Source organism: Terrabacter sp. Soil811, from assembly GCF_001429655.1.
Taxonomy (GTDB): Bacteria; Actinomycetota; Actinomycetes; order Actinomycetales; family Dermatophilaceae; genus Terrabacter.
In genome coordinates this window covers 55258-69177 of sequence record NZ_LMSX01000002.1, presented here as the reverse complement: position 1 = coordinate 69177, position 13920 = coordinate 55258, and the positions used below count along the sequence as shown (strand labels likewise).

Here is a 13920-nt window from a genome sequence, read left to right as displayed (position 1 = left end):
GCTCACGTCTGCGCGCCGACCGGCTCGGACGCGCGGGCGAGGCTGGCACCCAGCGTGGCGGCATACGTCCCCACCCAGCGGCGGACGTGCTCTTCCTGGTCGGCGACCTCGCTCTCGAGCAGCGCAACGGTGGGCGTGGGCACGTCGGCACCGAGCTCGACGAGGAGGTCGCGCAGCGCGGTCGCGACGGCGTCGCGGTGAGCGGGGGCGCTGGCGATCGCCACCGGCACCGCCGCGACCCCCGCGAGGTCGCCTTGGCTCAGGTGGTCGAGAAAGAGCTTGAGCAGCCCGCTGTAGGTCGCCTTGTACGTCGGGGTCGCCACGACGAGCAGCCCGGCGCGCCTCACGACACCGAACGGGTCCTCGACGGGAGCCGAGGCCCGCGCCACCTCGGCCCCGAAGGTGACGCCGACCGCGTCGCCCAGCTCGATGACGACGGGCACCCCCAGGCGTATGCCGTCCGGCGCGGCTCGTCCGTCCGCCTCCACCGTCTCGGCTAGCGAGCGCACGACGAGGTCCGCCAGGGCTCGCGTGCGCGAGCCGACCCGCGGGTTGCCGACGAGCTCGACGACCTCGACCACCGTGCCAGCGGCCGCAGGCGTCGCCGTCACGCGCTCGCCCTGACGCCGGTCCGCAGGGGCTCGGCCGACGCACCGTGAGCGGCCGACACCCCTGTCCCCCAGTCGGATGCGGGCCGCGCTGGCCCCAGGCCGAGGTGATCCCGGAGGGTGGCACCCTCGGCGTAGTCGCGGCGCAGGACGCCGCGCTCCTGCAGCAGCGGCACCACCCGGTCGGCGAACTCGTCGAGTCCGCCCGGGGTGATGTGCGGGACGAGGATGAAGCCGTCACTGATCTCGGTCGCGACGGCGTGCTCGAGGGCGCGGGCCACGGTCTCCGGTGAGCCGACGAAGGTCTGGCGACCGGTCAGCTCGATGACGACCTCGCGGATGCTGAGCCCCTTGGCCTCGGCCACGGCTCGGTAGCGGGCCGCCTCGGCAGCGGGGTCACCGACCTGCCGGGCGCGGCCGCGGACGATCGAGGACGCGTCGGAGACGATCGGGTCGACGGTCGGCAGCGGGCCGTCAGGGTCGTAGTCGGACAGGTCGCGGTTCCAGACCTGCTCGAGCAGGAGGATCGCCGTCTGCGGGCTCACCTGCTGGCGCCGCACCTCGGCCGCCCGGGCGACGGCCTCGGCGTCGGTGTCACCGAGCACGAACGTGGCAGCCGGGAGGATCTTGAGGTCGTCCGGCCGCCGGCCGTAGCGCTCGAGCCGTCCCTTGACGTCGCGGTAGAACTCGCGCGCGCCGTCCCCGGTGGAGTGGCGGCTGAAGATGGCGTCCGCACTGCGCGCTGCGAGCTCGCGGCCGTCGCTCGAGTCGCCGGCCTGCAGGACGACGGGATGGGCCTGTGGGCTCCGGGGCACGGTGAAGCGGCCGGCGACGTCGAAGTGCTTGCCGCGGTGCTCGAAGGTCCCCGCGGAGGCATCGGACAGGAAGTCGGCCCCGTCCGCCCGCACCGCGTCGACCGGCCAGGAGTCCCACAGCTCGCGGGCCGTCGCGATGAACTCCTCGGCGCGCTCGTAACGCTCGGCGTGCGGGAGGAACCCTCCGCGCCGGAAGTTCTCACCCGTGAAGGCGTCGGAGCTCGTCACGACGTTCCACGCGGCGCGTCCTCCGGACAGGTGGTCGAGGGTCGCGAACTGGCGCGCGACCTCGTAGGGCTCGTTGAACGTCGTGTTGATCGTGCCGGCGAGACCGAGGTGCTGCGTCACCGCAGCCAGCGCGGCGAGGACGGTGAACGTGTCGGGCCGGCCGACGACGTCGAGGTCGTGGATCCGACCTCGTTGCTCTCGCAGCCGCAGCCCCTCCGCGAGGAAGAGGAAGTCGAACCGGCCGCGCTCGGCCGTCTGCGCGAAGTGGGTGAACGACGACAGGTCGATGTGGCTGCCCGAGGCCGGGTCGCTCCACACCGTCGTGTTGTTGACCCCCGGGAAGTGGGCGCCGAGGATGACCTGCTTGCGGTGCTGCGTCATGGGAGCTCCCTTCTCACGCCGACGCGGCGGCGTAGCGGTTCACGGCGACGGACAGGCCGAGGCGCTCGCGCAGCGTGCCGGGGTCGTATGCCGTCCGGAAGGCCCCAGCGCGCTGGAGCGCGGGCACGAGCTCGTCCACGACCGCGGTGAGGTCGCCCACGACGACGGCCGGACGCAGCCGGAAGCCGGCGTAGCCGACGTCGTGCCAACGGAGCAGGAGCGACGCGAGGTCGGCAGCGGTGCCCGTGAAGACGTGGGCATCGGACGTCAAGGGCGACCCCGCGGCCTCGTCGAGCCGCCGTCGCCGGGTCCGGGCTGCGTCTGTCGTGCTCCCCAGGACCACGACGAGGTCGGCGAAGACCGTGAGGGGACGGGCGTTGCGCCCGACCCGCGCCTCTGCCCCTCGGACCTCGCCGAGGATGCTCGCGGCCTGCTCGTCGTCGTGCGGCGTCACGAAGACGACGTCCGCCGACCGGGCCGCCAGCTCGTACGGGATCGTCTGGTGCGCCAGGGCGGTGACGACGGGCTGCCCCTGTGGTGGTCGCGGCGTGATCGACGGGCCTCGGACGCTGAAGTGCCGGCCCTCGAAGTCGACATGGTGCAGCCGGTCCCGGTCGACGAACCGCCCGGTCGTGACGTCGCGGATCTCGGCGTCGTCCTCCCAGCTGTCCCAGAGCCGCCGGACGACCTCGACGTGGTCGGCAGCCTCGTCGAAGCGCTCGCGCACGGCAGCGCGGCCCTCGGGACTGGAGGCGAGGTCCCGTCGGATCGGGGGGAGGGTGCGACGACCGACGTTGCCGGTCTCGCCGCGTGTGCCACCCACCTGCACCCGCCAGCCAGCACGACCGTGGCTCACGTGGTCGAGGGTGGCGACGGCCTTGGAGACGTGGAACGGCTCGGTGTGGGTCGTCGTGACGGTCGGGACGAGGCCGACGTGCCGCGTCAGGGGCGCGACCGTGGCTGCGACGAGGAGGGCGTCGAGCCGCCCGCGCACCTGGTCGGTGCGCGTGTCGACGTCGTCGGAGAAGGGGTCCGCCGACTGGAGATCGAGACTGTCCTCGATCGTCACGAAGTCGAGCAGGCCGCGTTCGGCCGTGGTGGTGAGGTCGGCCCAGTAGCGGGCGGTGAGGAGGTCGTCCGGCCGCGCACCAGGCTCGCGCCACGCTGCCGGGTGCCATCCCGCACCGTCGAGGGCGACGGCGAGGTGGATCGGCGTGGCGTTCGGAGTGAGGCCAGTCACCAGTCGACTCCCTTCTGCTGCAGCTCGATCGGCCGGAGGTTCGTGCCGGTGAGCGCGTACGTGGTCATCTCGGTGAGGCGCGGGGAGTACACGTGCAGGCTCACCGCCGGGTCCGGGCCCTCGTTGCTCACGTGGTGCACGTAGCGATGTCCGAACGTGCGCTGCTGGCCGGGCCGCAGCCGGCCGACGTCCACACCGACCTGCGGGGTCCGGTCGGGACCGTCCAGATCGGCGACGCGCTCGCTCAGCTGTCCCTGCAGGACGACGAACGAGCCGGCGCTCTGCCCGTGGTCGTGCCACTCCGTCGCTTGGCCGGGGAGCCAGGTGAGCAGCCAGGCCTCGTGGTCGGGCTCGGCGGCGATCCGGGCGTAGTAGCGGCTGATGGGGTCGAAGTCGACGAGGCCGGCCCAGAGGGCACGGTCGCCCGCGAGGCGCCGAGCCGTCTCCGCGAGGTTGACGGCGGTCCGTGGTGCGAACGTCGATGGCGTCCCGGTGCCGGGCGCAGAGAGCGTGGTGAGGGCGGTGGTCCGGTCGGGGCGGGTGCGCAGAGGCATGGCAAGGCTCCTGAAGGTGTGCGGGTGGGTCGAGACGGACTACGGGGACGCCGCGCGCCACAGCAGGACCCAGTGGGGCTGCCGACACTGCGCATGCGGTCGTCTGGTCGTCAGTCCCGACAGAGGGCGCTGCTCACCCGGGAGAGGTCGACGTGCCGGCGGCGGTGAGCCCACAGGGCGTGGCCGCGGGATCGCCGTTCGGTGGTGTGCGTCATGGGAACCCTTGTGTCCGTGGGGCCCTCGTCGAGCCCGCGCTTGCGTCGACCGAGGGGTCGACGCCTGGTCCTCACCCGGGGCACCCCACCGCGGAGGAGGGTTGCCGCCCAGCAAGCCGGGGCTTGTCGCTGGGACTCATGACCTGCAGAGAAGATAACATACCTATTTGGTAGGGATAGCGGGCGACCACTCCCTGAGATGCCACCGAGGCCACGGACCGTCGGGTTCCTCGTCGTGACGGTGCTGCCCGCTGGTGACGTCAAGGACACCGCGTCAAAACTCGTCGACCCGGTGCTCGTCATCGTCGTGTCACTCATGGTGCTCCCGGCCCCGGTCGGCTTCGTCCGGACCATGCTGCGCGAGCTGCTCGAGATGAGGCCTCCCCCCGAGATCGAGCACCCGGCCCGTCAGGCCGTCACCGAGCGGCTGCGCCACCTGAGTGTGGCCACCTGGATCAACGTCGAGCTCTCCTGCGACCCCGCCTGGCAGCAGGGCTGAGGGGGTCTGCAGATCGGTGCCGATCACCCACGGAGGGGGAATCGGCACGCCCCGCTCCCCCGGCACGATCGGGAGACGACCAGCCCGCCACCACGAGGAAGATGAGGCCGCTGTGAACCCGGTGCTCGCGTTCGTCATCGTCATGCTCGTCTGGACCGTGAGCGACCTCGTCGCGAAGAAGACGAGGTCGCTGCTGTCCTCGCTCTTCGTCGCTTCGATCATCTTCTTCGTCGGCTTCCTCACCGACATCTTCCCCGAGGACCTCCTCGCGAGCTCGAGCCTGCTCGCGCTCGCCGGCGTCGTCGTCGGCTTCGTCATCGTCCACCTCGGCACCATGATCAGCCTCGACGACTTCAAGAAGCAGTGGAAGACGCTGCTCGTCGGCATCGCCACTGTCATCGGCATCGGACTTGCCCTGCTGCTGGCCGGATTCATCTTCGGGCCTCGGATCACGGGCTCCGCGGCCGACGGCTATGCGCAGGCTCTCGACTTCGTGATCGCCGGCACCGGCGCCTTGAGCGGGGGCACCATCTCGGTCCTCATCGTCCAGGAGGCGGCCCTCGGCGTCGGCCTGACGAGCATCGCCGTCTTCCCCGTCCTCATCGCCGCGCTCCAGGGGCTCATCGGCTTCCCGCTCACCTCGATCATCCTGCGCCGCGAGGCCGCCCGGCTGAAGGAGGAGTACCGAGCGGGCACGCTGGCGCCGGTGGTGGCCGCGGGGGCCGCCGCCGCCAGCGGCGGGGGCGATGGCGGCGGCAGCAAGGGCGACGCCGGCAGCAGCGGGGACGGCGCCACGCCGCCCGCCGAGCCCGTGCCGGAGACGAAGCTGCCCGGCGCCCTCCGCACGACGGCCGGCACCCTCTTCATCGTCGGGGTCGTCGTGCTCATCAGTCTGGGCATCAACAACGTCACCGACGGCATCCTCAACACGTTCGTCGTGGCCCTGCTCTTCGGCATCGGCCTGCGCACGACGGGGATCTTCAAGCCGTCGGTCCTGTCGGGCATCGACGCCTTCGGTCTCATGATGATCGCCATCATGATCCTCGTCTTCGGACCCCTGGCGACGGTGAAGCCCAGCGACGTGTCAGCGCTGGCCGTGCCGCTGCTCATCGCCTTCGCCTTCGGGATCGTCGGGATCGCGAGCTTCTCGGCTCTTGTCGGCAAGCTGCTCGGCTACAGCGTGTCGATGTCCGTGGCGATCGGGCTCACCTCGCTCTACGGCTTCCCCGGCACGATGATCCTGTCCCAGGAGGCCGCCAAGGGAGCCGGAGAGACCCCCGAGGAGGTGGCCGCGATCGAGAACGAGATCCTGCCCAAGATGATCGTCGCCGGCTTCTCGACCGTGACGATCACGTCGGTCATCGTCACGAGCATCATCGCCGGCCGGATCGGTGGCGGCTGAGCCGTCGCGTTCCTGCTCCGGTCCCGGTCAGGGGGCCATCGCGGCATACCCGGTGGCGTCGTGGATCACCAGCCCGGCGTACGTCGCAGAGGCGCTCGCGCCGGAGTTCACCTGGGCCAGCTGGGCCTCCATGGCGGTGCGGGTCCAGCCGTAGAACGTCTGCTTCGTGTCGACGGCCGTCGCGCCGAGATAGTTCGTCTCCTGGCCGAGGCGCACGGGCTTGCCGAGCGCGGCGCCGGCGGCGAGCGCGGGGGTCGCGACGTCGAGAGTCCCGTCCGTGCCGGCCGCGGTGTTGCGGTAGGACATCACCGTGACGCCGGCCGTGCGCTTCATGATCTCCCGGTCGAGGGTCGAGGCCGCCCCCGTGGAGGCGACGGCGTGGACCGTGTTGAACCAGAAGGGGATGTCGGCCTCGATGGGGTAGGTGCCGGCATTGGCCTTGAGCTTGTCGAGCAGCGTGAGGTACTTGCTGACGACGGTGGCCTGGTCGGTCCCCCAGGCGGAGGTCGAGTAGGGCTCGACGTCGACGTGGATGCCCGTGAAGAGGCCCGAGCTCTTGGCCGGCTTGAGCCAGTAGGTGACGACCCACGTCGGGTTGTAGACCCAGCCGGGGTCGCCCCCGAGCGCGTCCACCCGGATGCCGGCAGCGCGGGCCCGGTCGCTCAGCGCCTTGATGTTCGGCAGCTGGCTCGAGGTGGTGAGGTTCGGCGGGACGGCGACGAAGAGCTGGTCGATGCCGGCGCTCACGGCGAGGTCGACGGTGGCCGCAGGGGTGCTCGTGTCCCACACCCACATGGCCCGAGTGTCCTGGGCCGCGGACGCGACGGCGGTCACCGTCCCGGCCTGGGGAGCTGCCGCGGCGACGGGAGCCATGGCGACCAGCGCGGCAGCCGAGCCCGCCAGTGCGAGAGCCGCGGCGACGAGGCGGGTGGCGCGGGCACGAGGGGTGCTGAACATGTGAGAGCTCCGGGACGAAGGGCGGGGACCAGCCCTCCGAATTGTCCGGATTGCTCAAGACTCGCGCAGGCGTTTCGCAAGATTGCCGCAAGTTTCGCAAAACACCCTCTTGCCCCCACGCCGAACCCCCCGAACCGTCAGGCAGGGTCGGCCTGGGCTCGCTCGACGAGGATCGCCAGACGCCGGAGCGCCTCCCGGTTGCGGCGGTCGAGCAGCACGTCACGGACCGGCTTCGGGACGAGCAGCGCGGGCCCCTTCGTCGCGTCCTCCTCCATCGTCACCTCGGTGTCGGCCCCGCTCGCGCGGCAGGTGATCCGCACGACGCCCTCACCGGACGGCCACGCACGCACCGTGAGCTCGAGCAGGTCTGGCCGCTCGCAGCGCCGCACCGTCGTCGTGTCGTCGATGAGGAGCGGCCAGGCGCCGACGGAGTGGTGGATGTGCGTCTCCGGTGCCGGCCAGCCGGGAGTCACGTCGCGCACGCGGGAGGCGCCGACGACCCACTGGCTGTAGCTCCACCCGTCGGCGAGGACGTCGAAGACCGCCTCCGGTGTGCCGTGGACGGTCCGTGTCGTGGTGCTCATGTGCGCCTCCAGGGCAGTTGGATCTTGTGGTGCCACAGGGCGGCCCGTGCGGCATTCGCGCCACAGGCACCGTGGACGCCGCCGCCCGGGTGGGCCGAGGCGGACGCGAGGTAGAGGCCCTTGACCGGTGTCTCGGCACGTCCGGAGCCGGCGACGGGCCGGAAGACGAGCTGCTGCTGGAGTCCCGCAGTGCCGCCGTTGATGGCTCCCCCGACGAGGTTGGCGTCGCGGGCCTCGAGCTCGCGCGGGCCGAGGACCCGTCTCGCCGTGATGCGGTCACGGAACCCGGGTGCCCGGTCCTCGATGCGCTGCTCGATGCGTTCGGCCATCGCCTCGAGGTCACCCTCGTCCCACGTGCCGCGCACCTCGCGGACCCTAGGCCGGCCGGCTGCCGCATCACCCCGAACCCGTTGGGGCACATGGGTGTACGCCCAGAGAGCCTCTCCCCCGGTCGGCACTCTCGAGGCGTCGGCGACGCCCATCTGGCCGACGAGGAGGAAGGGCTTGTCGGGCACGAGCCCGGCAGCCACCTGTCCCCCGGTCAGCGTCATCTCATCCATCGAGTCCGCGACGTGGACCGTGCCGGGAGCCGCAGCAGGTGCGCCCTGCCACGGGACCGGTCCGTCGAGCGCCCAGTCGACCTTGACGGTGGAGGGGTCCCACTCGAATCGCGCCATCCGGTGGCGCAGTCGTGACGGCAGGACACCCCACGGCACGAGCCCCCCGTAGAGGGCGGGCGCCGACACGTCGGCGAGGACGGCGCGGCGTACGTGGATCTCGCGCGACGCGGTCCGCACCGCGACCGCGCGACCGCCCTGAACGCGTACGCCCTCGGCTCGCTCGCCGAGGCAGAGCTCGCCTCCCTGCGACTCGAGCCGACCCACCATGGCCGTCGCCAGGCGGCCGGCCCCGCCGCGTGGGACGGGGAAGCCGACGGACTGGCCCAGCAGCGCGAGGAGCAGGCCCATGGCCGCCGAACCCGGCGACTCGAGACCGATGTCGGCGTGTCCGGCGTTGCCGGCCACGAGCATCCGTGCCGCCTCCCCGCGGAAGAGCCGCTCGGTCAGGCTGCGGGCCGGCATCGTCATCTCGCGCAGCAGCTCCAGGCCGCCCGGTCGGAGCACCTGACGGGCCAGACCCGCGCCGCCGCGCACGGGTGGGAAGGGGCTGAGGAGTCCACGCAGCACGTCGTCGCCGACACGGTCCCACGTCTCGCAGAGGGCCAGCCACGCCTCGCCGTCGCCGGGTGCGTCCTCGTCGAGCGCCGAGGCGGTGGCCGCCCGGTCCCGGTGCAGCACCCCCCACCGGCCGTCACCGAAGGAGTGGCCGAGGACGGACGGGGCGTGCGACCACTCGAGCCCGTGCTCCTCGAGACGGAGCCCGCGGATCGTCGGCGACGCAGCGGCCAGGGGGTAGAAGGAGCTGAAGGTGTCGTGCACGTGTCCGGGCGCGACGGCGTCGTCGCTGGACACCGCTCCCCCCGGCCGGTCCTGCTCCTCGAGCACGACGACCGACCATCCGGCGTCGACGAGGAGGTTGGCCGCCACGAGCCCGTTGGGTCCACTGCCGATGACCACTGCATCCGTCGTCGTCACGCTGCCCCTTCGTCCGCCTCCTGCTCGTCGTACCCCGTGCAGGGCCCGACGAACCCGAGTCGGGCACGGACCGGCGCACCACCGGCCCAACCGGACGAGGTCACGGGGCCACGTCGGCCACCCTCACGGCGCCGTCGGGCTTGCGAGCGGCAGCATCGCCCGTCCGGACTCGGGGACAGCCGGCTGACGCCGAACCACGCGGAAGCCGATGTGGCTCATGCCGGTGTCGACCATCTGCGGCCGCCGTGCCGCCGGGCGGTAGCGCAGACAGTAGGAGTCGGCGCAGAGGAACGAGCCGCCCTTGATCACCTTGCGTGGGATGCGGAACTGCGGCTGCCTCGCGTCGAAGCTCGCCTCGACGTCGGGCCCGCGCGGGTTGCGCGGCACGCAGCACGGCTTCGGGTCCGGCTCACCGGCGTGCCCCGTCGCGTACCAGTCAGACGTCCACTCCCACACGTTGCCAGCCAGGTCGTAGAGGCCGTATGCGTTGGGCGCGAAGGAGCCCACCGGTCGGGTCGTGCCGTAGCCCGGTTCAGCGCGCCAAGGGAAGTCCCCGTGCCAGTAGTTGGCCAGGGCCTCCCCTGCCGGCTCGGGCTGGTCCCCCCACACGAAACGCGCGCCGTCCAGACCGCCGCGGGCCGCGGCCTCCCACTCGGCCTCGGTGGGCAGCGCCGAACTGCCCCACGCGGCATACGCCTCCGCGTCCTCGTGGGCGACGTGGACCACCGGATGGTCCTCGAGTCCGTCCAGACCTGAGTGGGGCCCGTCGGGCCGCCGCCAGCAGGCGCCCGGGGTCCAGGTCCACCAGAGGTTGATGTGCCGCAGGTCCACCGGGCCCGGGGTCCCGGTGAAGACCATCGACCCGGCCCGCAGGTTGTCCGGCGGTGCGCCCGGGAAGTCGGCCGGGTCCAGCGGTCGTTCGGCGACGGTGACGTAGCCCGTCGCGTCGACGAACGCGGCGAACGACGCGTTGGTCACCTGGGTCGGCGAGATCCAGAAACCGTCGACGGTGACCGGGTGGGACGGCGCCTCCTCGGCGTAGTGCTCGTCTGAGCCCATGGCATACGTCTGGGACGGGACCCAGGACAGCCCGATCTCCACATCCACCGTCACGGGCCGGCTCCCGCGAAGACCTCGGCCCAGTCGTCCTTCATGCTGATCACGGTCCAATCCTGCTGCCTGGCCGTCTCGAGCGCCTGCTCGGCGCCTGCGACGTAGTCGAACTCCCGCTCGTCGTCGTCGTGCAGCAGGAGCAGCCGGAGCGTTGACGTCTCGGCCGTGCCGCCGAACGCCAGCATCGGGAGATCACCGTTCGAGTTGCCGACCGACAGGATCGGGCGACGACCGATGCGGCTCCAGATGCGCACCGGCTTCTCGGGGCCGTCGTCGAAGAAGTCCATCGCGGCCTTGTAGACGAGACTCGTCGTCGGGCCCGTGGGGACGTAGGTGAGCCCGAGGGCACTGCCGATGACACGTTCCGGCGGCACGCCGTAGAGGTCGCCCGCGACGGGGCGCATGAAGTCCCGGTCACCGCCGGAGGCGATGTAGGTCGTGAACCCGTGCTCCTCGAGGTGCTCGAGAAGCTCCACCATCGGCTGGTAGGCGCAGCCGCGGTAGGGCAGCCCGAGGGTCGGGTGGCTGGCCCGGTCGAAGAAGGACAGCACCCGCGCGTCGTACTCCTCGACGGTGACCGCGTCGAAGGCCCGCGTCACCGCACCCATGAGCAGGTGCAGGTCCCCGTCGTCACCGTGGTAGTGCTTGACCATCGCCGCGCCGAGCCAGTGCACGTCCTTCTCCCAGGCGGCCTTGAAGGGTTGCTCGTCGCGCAGTGACGGGTCCTCCTCGGCCATCTCACCCAGTCGCTGGATCGTGAAGTCGAGCTGGATCGGCATCGGCTTCTCGCACCAGAGCGTCCCGTCGTTGTCGAAGACGGCCACGCGCGCAGCGGGCTCGACGAAGTCGGGACCCCCCTGTGTCGTCACCCGGTCCACGAAGTCCGTGATCGCGGACCGGGCCGTCCCGTCACGCCAGCTCTCGAGGGGCACGTCGACTCCCACCGGGTCCTGGCGCGCTCAGCTGCTGCCGAGGAAGGCGTGCAGCTTCTTGACGGCGTGGTCGATGGTGAACGACGCGGGCTCGTGCCGCGGCGGGAACTCCTTGAACGTCTCGAGGAAGACCGTCGCGATGGCCGTGCCGTAGGCGGCGATGAAGTCGTGGTCGATGAACCAGTCGTAGTACGTGTTGGACGTCTGGTCCGCCCGCTCGAATGGGTCGGTGCGCAGGTTGAACAGCTTCGGGATGCGCAGCTCGGTGAACGGCTCGAACCAGATGGCGAAGGTGCCGCCCACCCGCTGCTCCATGAAGACGATCTTCCAGTTGTCGAAGCGGATGCCGAGCACGTCGGCGTCGTCCGAGAAGTAGATCATGCCCTGGCGTGGGCTCCTGTCGACCTCGCCCGTGAGGTAGGGCAGCAGGTTGTAGCCGTCGATGTGCACCTTGAACGTCGTCCCGCCCAGGTCGTGCCCCTGCTTGAGCTTCTCGACGATCTCGGGCTCACCTGCGGCGGCGGCGAACGTCGGCAGCCAGTCGTGGTGCTGGATGATCTCGTTGGAGACCACACTGGCCGGGATGTGCCCGGGCCACCGGATCAGCTCGGGCACCCGGAAGGCACCTTCCCAGTTCGTGTCCTTCTCGCTGCGGAAGGGGGTCGTGGCTCCGTCGGGCCAGGTGTTGCCGTGCGGGCCGTTGTCGGTGCTGTAGATGACGATCGTGTCGTCGGCGATGCCGAGCTCGTCGAGCAGGTCGAGCAGCTGGCCGACGTTGCGGTCGTGGTCGATCATCGTGTCGTGGTACGGCGACTGCCAGCGCCCCGCCTGACCGATGCTCTCCGGCTTGGTGTGGGTGCGCAGGTGCATGTGGGTGAAGTTCATCCAGACGAAGAAGGGCGTCTCGGCCTCGTGCTGGCGCCGGATGAAGTCGATGCAGGCGTCCGCCGTCTCGTCGTCGATCGTCTCCATCCGCTTCTTCGTCAGTCGGCCGGTGTCCTCGATCTGCTGCTTGCCGTGCGGACCGAACTTCGGGTCGACCTCGCCGGTGTCCTCGTCCGTGGCCGATGAGCGGATGACGCCTCGCGGGAGCTGGAGGTTGTAGAGCCGGGGGAAGTCCTCCTCCTTCGGGAAGTCGGGCAGCTCCGGCTCCTCCTCCGCGTTGAGGTGGTAGAGGTTGCCGAAGAACTCGTCGAAGCCGTGGGCGGTCGGGAGGTACTTGTTGAGGTCCCCGAGGTGGTTCTTGCCGAACTGACCCGTGGCGTAGCCCAGCGGCTTGAGGACCTCGGCGATCGTGACGTCCTCCGCCGCGAGGCCGACGTCGACGCCCGGGACGCCGACCTTGCTCATGCCCGTGCGGTAGACGCTCTGCCCGGTGATGAAGGCCGCCCGGCCGGCGGTGCAGGACTGCTCGCCGTAGGAGTCGGTGAAGCGCATTCCCTCGTCGGCGAGCCGGTCGATGTTGGGGGTCCGGTAGCCCATCAGCCCGTCGCTGTAGCAGCTGAGGTTGGTGATCCCGATGTCATCACCCCAGATGACGAGGATGTTCGGCTTCGAGTCGGGCATGGCGGCACTCCTTCGGCTGATGGATGACCTGTGACCACGATCCGGTGGCGTCGCACCCGCCACCTCACCCGACCGGGATGAGGCGCCCTCGTCGACGCGGCGGACCGATCACGCGTTGAGCAGGCGAGCCTTCTGGACGGCGAACTCCTCCTCCGTCAGCACGCCGTCGTCCCGCAGCTGCCCGAGCTCGCGGAGCTGGTCGATGAGGCTCGGCGCGCCGGTGGTCGGCGACACGGGAGGTGGCGGCGTCGCGGCGGCCATCGCCTGTGCCTCGTAGGCGCCGGCCTCCTGCTCCTGCTGGCCCATCCGGGCCCGGCGGCGCATCAGTGCGGTCTCCATCGTCTCGACGGGGACGAAGCCCTCGTCGACGACGACGCCGCCGGTCTCGGCGAGAGCCGAGACGAACCGCTCGGCCCACGTGTTCTCCCAGACGAGGAGCGCACCGGCGGTGTCCGGCTCGAGGAGGTCGGCCACCTCGTCGAGGTCCGCGTCGCTGACGAGGCCACCGAACTCGCCCTCGACATCGTCGTACGCGTCTGCGTCGACCGGGAGCGCATCCACCTCCAGGATCGACACCGCGCCGTCGGCGGCGCGACTGACAAAGACGAGGTCGAGCAGTCGCACCGCCCCGGCGTCGACGAGCACGGCGAGCTCCTGCGCCAGGCGGCCGTGGAAGTCTGGTTGGTCGAACGCGACCATCACATAGTGGATCGGTCCCATGTTGTCCTCGTTCTCGTGTGACGACCCGCGAGCGGGTCTCAGGGCCAAGGGAACTCGCCGTCGGCCGTTCTTCGCCGGATGTCCACCAGCTCGAGGCCCAGCGAGGCGATGCGCTCGATGACGCCGTGCAGACCTGCTTGGTCCAGCTCGCCCGCCAGCACGGTCGATCCGGGCTCCACCGTGATCTCGAGGTCGGCAAAGGCCTCGCGTGCTGCCGGCCCGATGGTGCCGGCCACGCGCACCTCGTAGTCCTTGGACAGACCCACGGCTCGACCTCCTCCACGTCGCGCACCTGTCAGCGTGGACCAGCGCAGCCCCGACCGGCTCACCCTTGCGGCATGAGCCGCCGGTTCCGCGGCCACTGCGGGAGGTCTCTCGACGGGCCGAACGGCGCCGCGTGGCCTACGCTGCTGACAGGCAACCGGTCGTGCCACCGGCTGCGCCGTGTCCACCAACACAGGGTCGGGGGTGGTGGGTTGTACTCGAAGTTTCGGGCGCGCAGGTTCGTCGT

14 protein-coding genes and 1 riboswitch are annotated in these 13920 nt (G+C 71.1%); of the genes, 2 read left to right on the top strand and 12 right to left on the bottom strand.

The annotated features are described in order from the left end of the window. Positions 1–2: 2 nt before the first annotated feature. Genes ASH01_RS06030 through ASH01_RS06015 form a run of 4 tightly spaced genes read right to left on the bottom strand, consistent with a single transcriptional unit; the run spans position 3 to position 3826 of the window. Positions 3–611, bottom strand: coding sequence for an NAD(P)H-dependent oxidoreductase (locus ASH01_RS06030; RefSeq protein ID WP_056772915.1), 609 nt, complete (start codon positions 609–611; stop codon positions 3–5). Continuing rightward, positions 608–2032, bottom strand: coding sequence for an NtaA/DmoA family FMN-dependent monooxygenase (locus ASH01_RS06025; protein ID WP_056772914.1), 1425 nt, complete (start codon positions 2030–2032; stop codon positions 608–610). Before ASH01_RS06025 ends, ASH01_RS06030 begins: the two co-directional genes overlap by 4 nt. Before the next feature lie 13 nt (positions 2033–2045). Continuing rightward, a complete protein-coding gene (locus ASH01_RS06020) occupies positions 2046–3272 on the bottom strand; it encodes an LLM class flavin-dependent oxidoreductase (RefSeq protein ID WP_056772911.1) in 1227 nt (408 codons plus the stop codon). Continuing rightward, the gene (locus ASH01_RS06015; protein WP_056772908.1) at positions 3269–3826 is read right to left on the bottom strand and encodes a cysteine dioxygenase; all 558 of its coding nucleotides are present in this window, start codon (positions 3824–3826) and stop codon (positions 3269–3271) included. Before ASH01_RS06015 ends, ASH01_RS06020 begins: the two co-directional genes overlap by 4 nt. Positions 3827–4072: 246 nt before the next feature. Next, positions 4073–4185: riboswitch (SAM riboswitch) on the bottom strand. Between the two features lie 55 nt (positions 4186–4240). Here ASH01_RS06015 and ASH01_RS06010 point away from each other — a divergent pair. Then, complete coding sequence (locus ASH01_RS06010) at positions 4241–4540, top strand: hypothetical protein (protein ID WP_056772905.1); 300 nt, start codon at positions 4241–4243, stop codon at positions 4538–4540. A 112-nt stretch (positions 4541–4652) separates the two neighbouring features. Further along, positions 4653–5942, top strand: coding sequence for a hypothetical protein (locus tag ASH01_RS06005; protein ID WP_056772903.1), 1290 nt, complete (start codon positions 4653–4655; stop codon positions 5940–5942). Positions 5943–5969: 27 nt separating this feature from the next. Here the strand turns inward: ASH01_RS06005 and ASH01_RS06000 are convergent, their stop codons facing one another. The 8 genes from ASH01_RS06000 to ASH01_RS05965 all read right to left on the bottom strand — a co-directional run bounded on the left by ASH01_RS06000 (position 5970) and on the right by ASH01_RS05965 (position 13645). After that, on the bottom strand, positions 5970–6899 hold the full coding sequence (locus ASH01_RS06000) for a hypothetical protein (protein WP_056772901.1): 930 nt from the start codon (positions 6897–6899) through the stop codon (positions 5970–5972). Between the two features lie 137 nt (positions 6900–7036). Continuing rightward, positions 7037–7483 (bottom strand): SRPBCC family protein, encoded by a 447-nt coding sequence (locus ASH01_RS05995; RefSeq protein ID WP_056772899.1) that lies wholly within the window; start codon positions 7481–7483, stop codon positions 7037–7039. After that, on the bottom strand, positions 7480–9078 hold the full coding sequence (locus ASH01_RS05990) for a phytoene desaturase family protein (RefSeq protein ID WP_056772896.1): 1599 nt from the start codon (positions 9076–9078) through the stop codon (positions 7480–7482). The genes ASH01_RS05995 and ASH01_RS05990 overlap by 4 nt, the downstream gene beginning before the upstream one ends. A gap of 123 nt (positions 9079–9201) precedes the next feature. Then, positions 9202–10191: a formylglycine-generating enzyme family protein gene (locus ASH01_RS05985; RefSeq protein WP_327191908.1), complete on the bottom strand. Its 990-nt coding sequence runs from the start codon at positions 10189–10191 to the stop codon at positions 9202–9204. After that, positions 10188–11123 (bottom strand): HAD family hydrolase, encoded by a 936-nt coding sequence (locus ASH01_RS05980; protein ID WP_056773046.1) that lies wholly within the window; start codon positions 11121–11123, stop codon positions 10188–10190. Before ASH01_RS05980 ends, ASH01_RS05985 begins: the two co-directional genes overlap by 4 nt. Before the next feature lie 27 nt (positions 11124–11150). Beyond that, positions 11151–12689, bottom strand: coding sequence for an arylsulfatase (locus ASH01_RS05975; RefSeq protein WP_056772893.1), 1539 nt, complete (start codon positions 12687–12689; stop codon positions 11151–11153). Between the two features lie 108 nt (positions 12690–12797). Beyond that, a complete protein-coding gene (locus ASH01_RS05970) occupies positions 12798–13409 on the bottom strand; it encodes an SHOCT domain-containing protein (protein ID WP_056772890.1) in 612 nt (203 codons plus the stop codon). Positions 13410–13447: 38 nt separating this feature from the next. Continuing rightward, positions 13448–13645 carry a hypothetical protein gene (locus ASH01_RS05965; RefSeq protein WP_235509543.1) on the bottom strand — a complete coding sequence of 66 codons (198 nt, stop codon included), beginning with the start codon at positions 13643–13645 and terminating at the stop codon, positions 13448–13450. Between the last annotated feature and the right edge of the window lie 275 nt (positions 13646–13920).

Bases quoted from the DNA above. Each gene is read 5' to 3' on its own strand.
- ASH01_RS06000 (WP_056772901.1), bottom strand. From the start codon at position 6,899: ATGTTCAGCACCCCTCGTGCCCGCGCCACCCGCCTCGTCGCCGCGGCT.
- ASH01_RS05970 (WP_056772890.1), bottom strand. From the start codon at position 13,409: ATGGGACCGATCCACTATGTGATGGTCGCGTTCGACCAACCAGACTTC.
- ASH01_RS05975 (WP_056772893.1), bottom strand. From the start codon at position 12,689: ATGCCCGACTCGAAGCCGAACATCCTCGTCATCTGGGGTGATGACATC.
- ASH01_RS06010 (WP_056772905.1), top strand. From the start codon at position 4,241: ATGCCACCGAGGCCACGGACCGTCGGGTTCCTCGTCGTGACGGTGCTG.
- ASH01_RS05995 (WP_056772899.1), bottom strand. From the start codon at position 7,483: ATGAGCACCACGACACGGACCGTCCACGGCACACCGGAGGCGGTCTTC.
- ASH01_RS06025 (WP_056772914.1), bottom strand. From the start codon at position 2,032: ATGACGCAGCACCGCAAGCAGGTCATCCTCGGCGCCCACTTCCCGGGG.
- ASH01_RS06015 (WP_056772908.1), bottom strand. From the start codon at position 3,826: ATGCCTCTGCGCACCCGCCCCGACCGGACCACCGCCCTCACCACGCTC.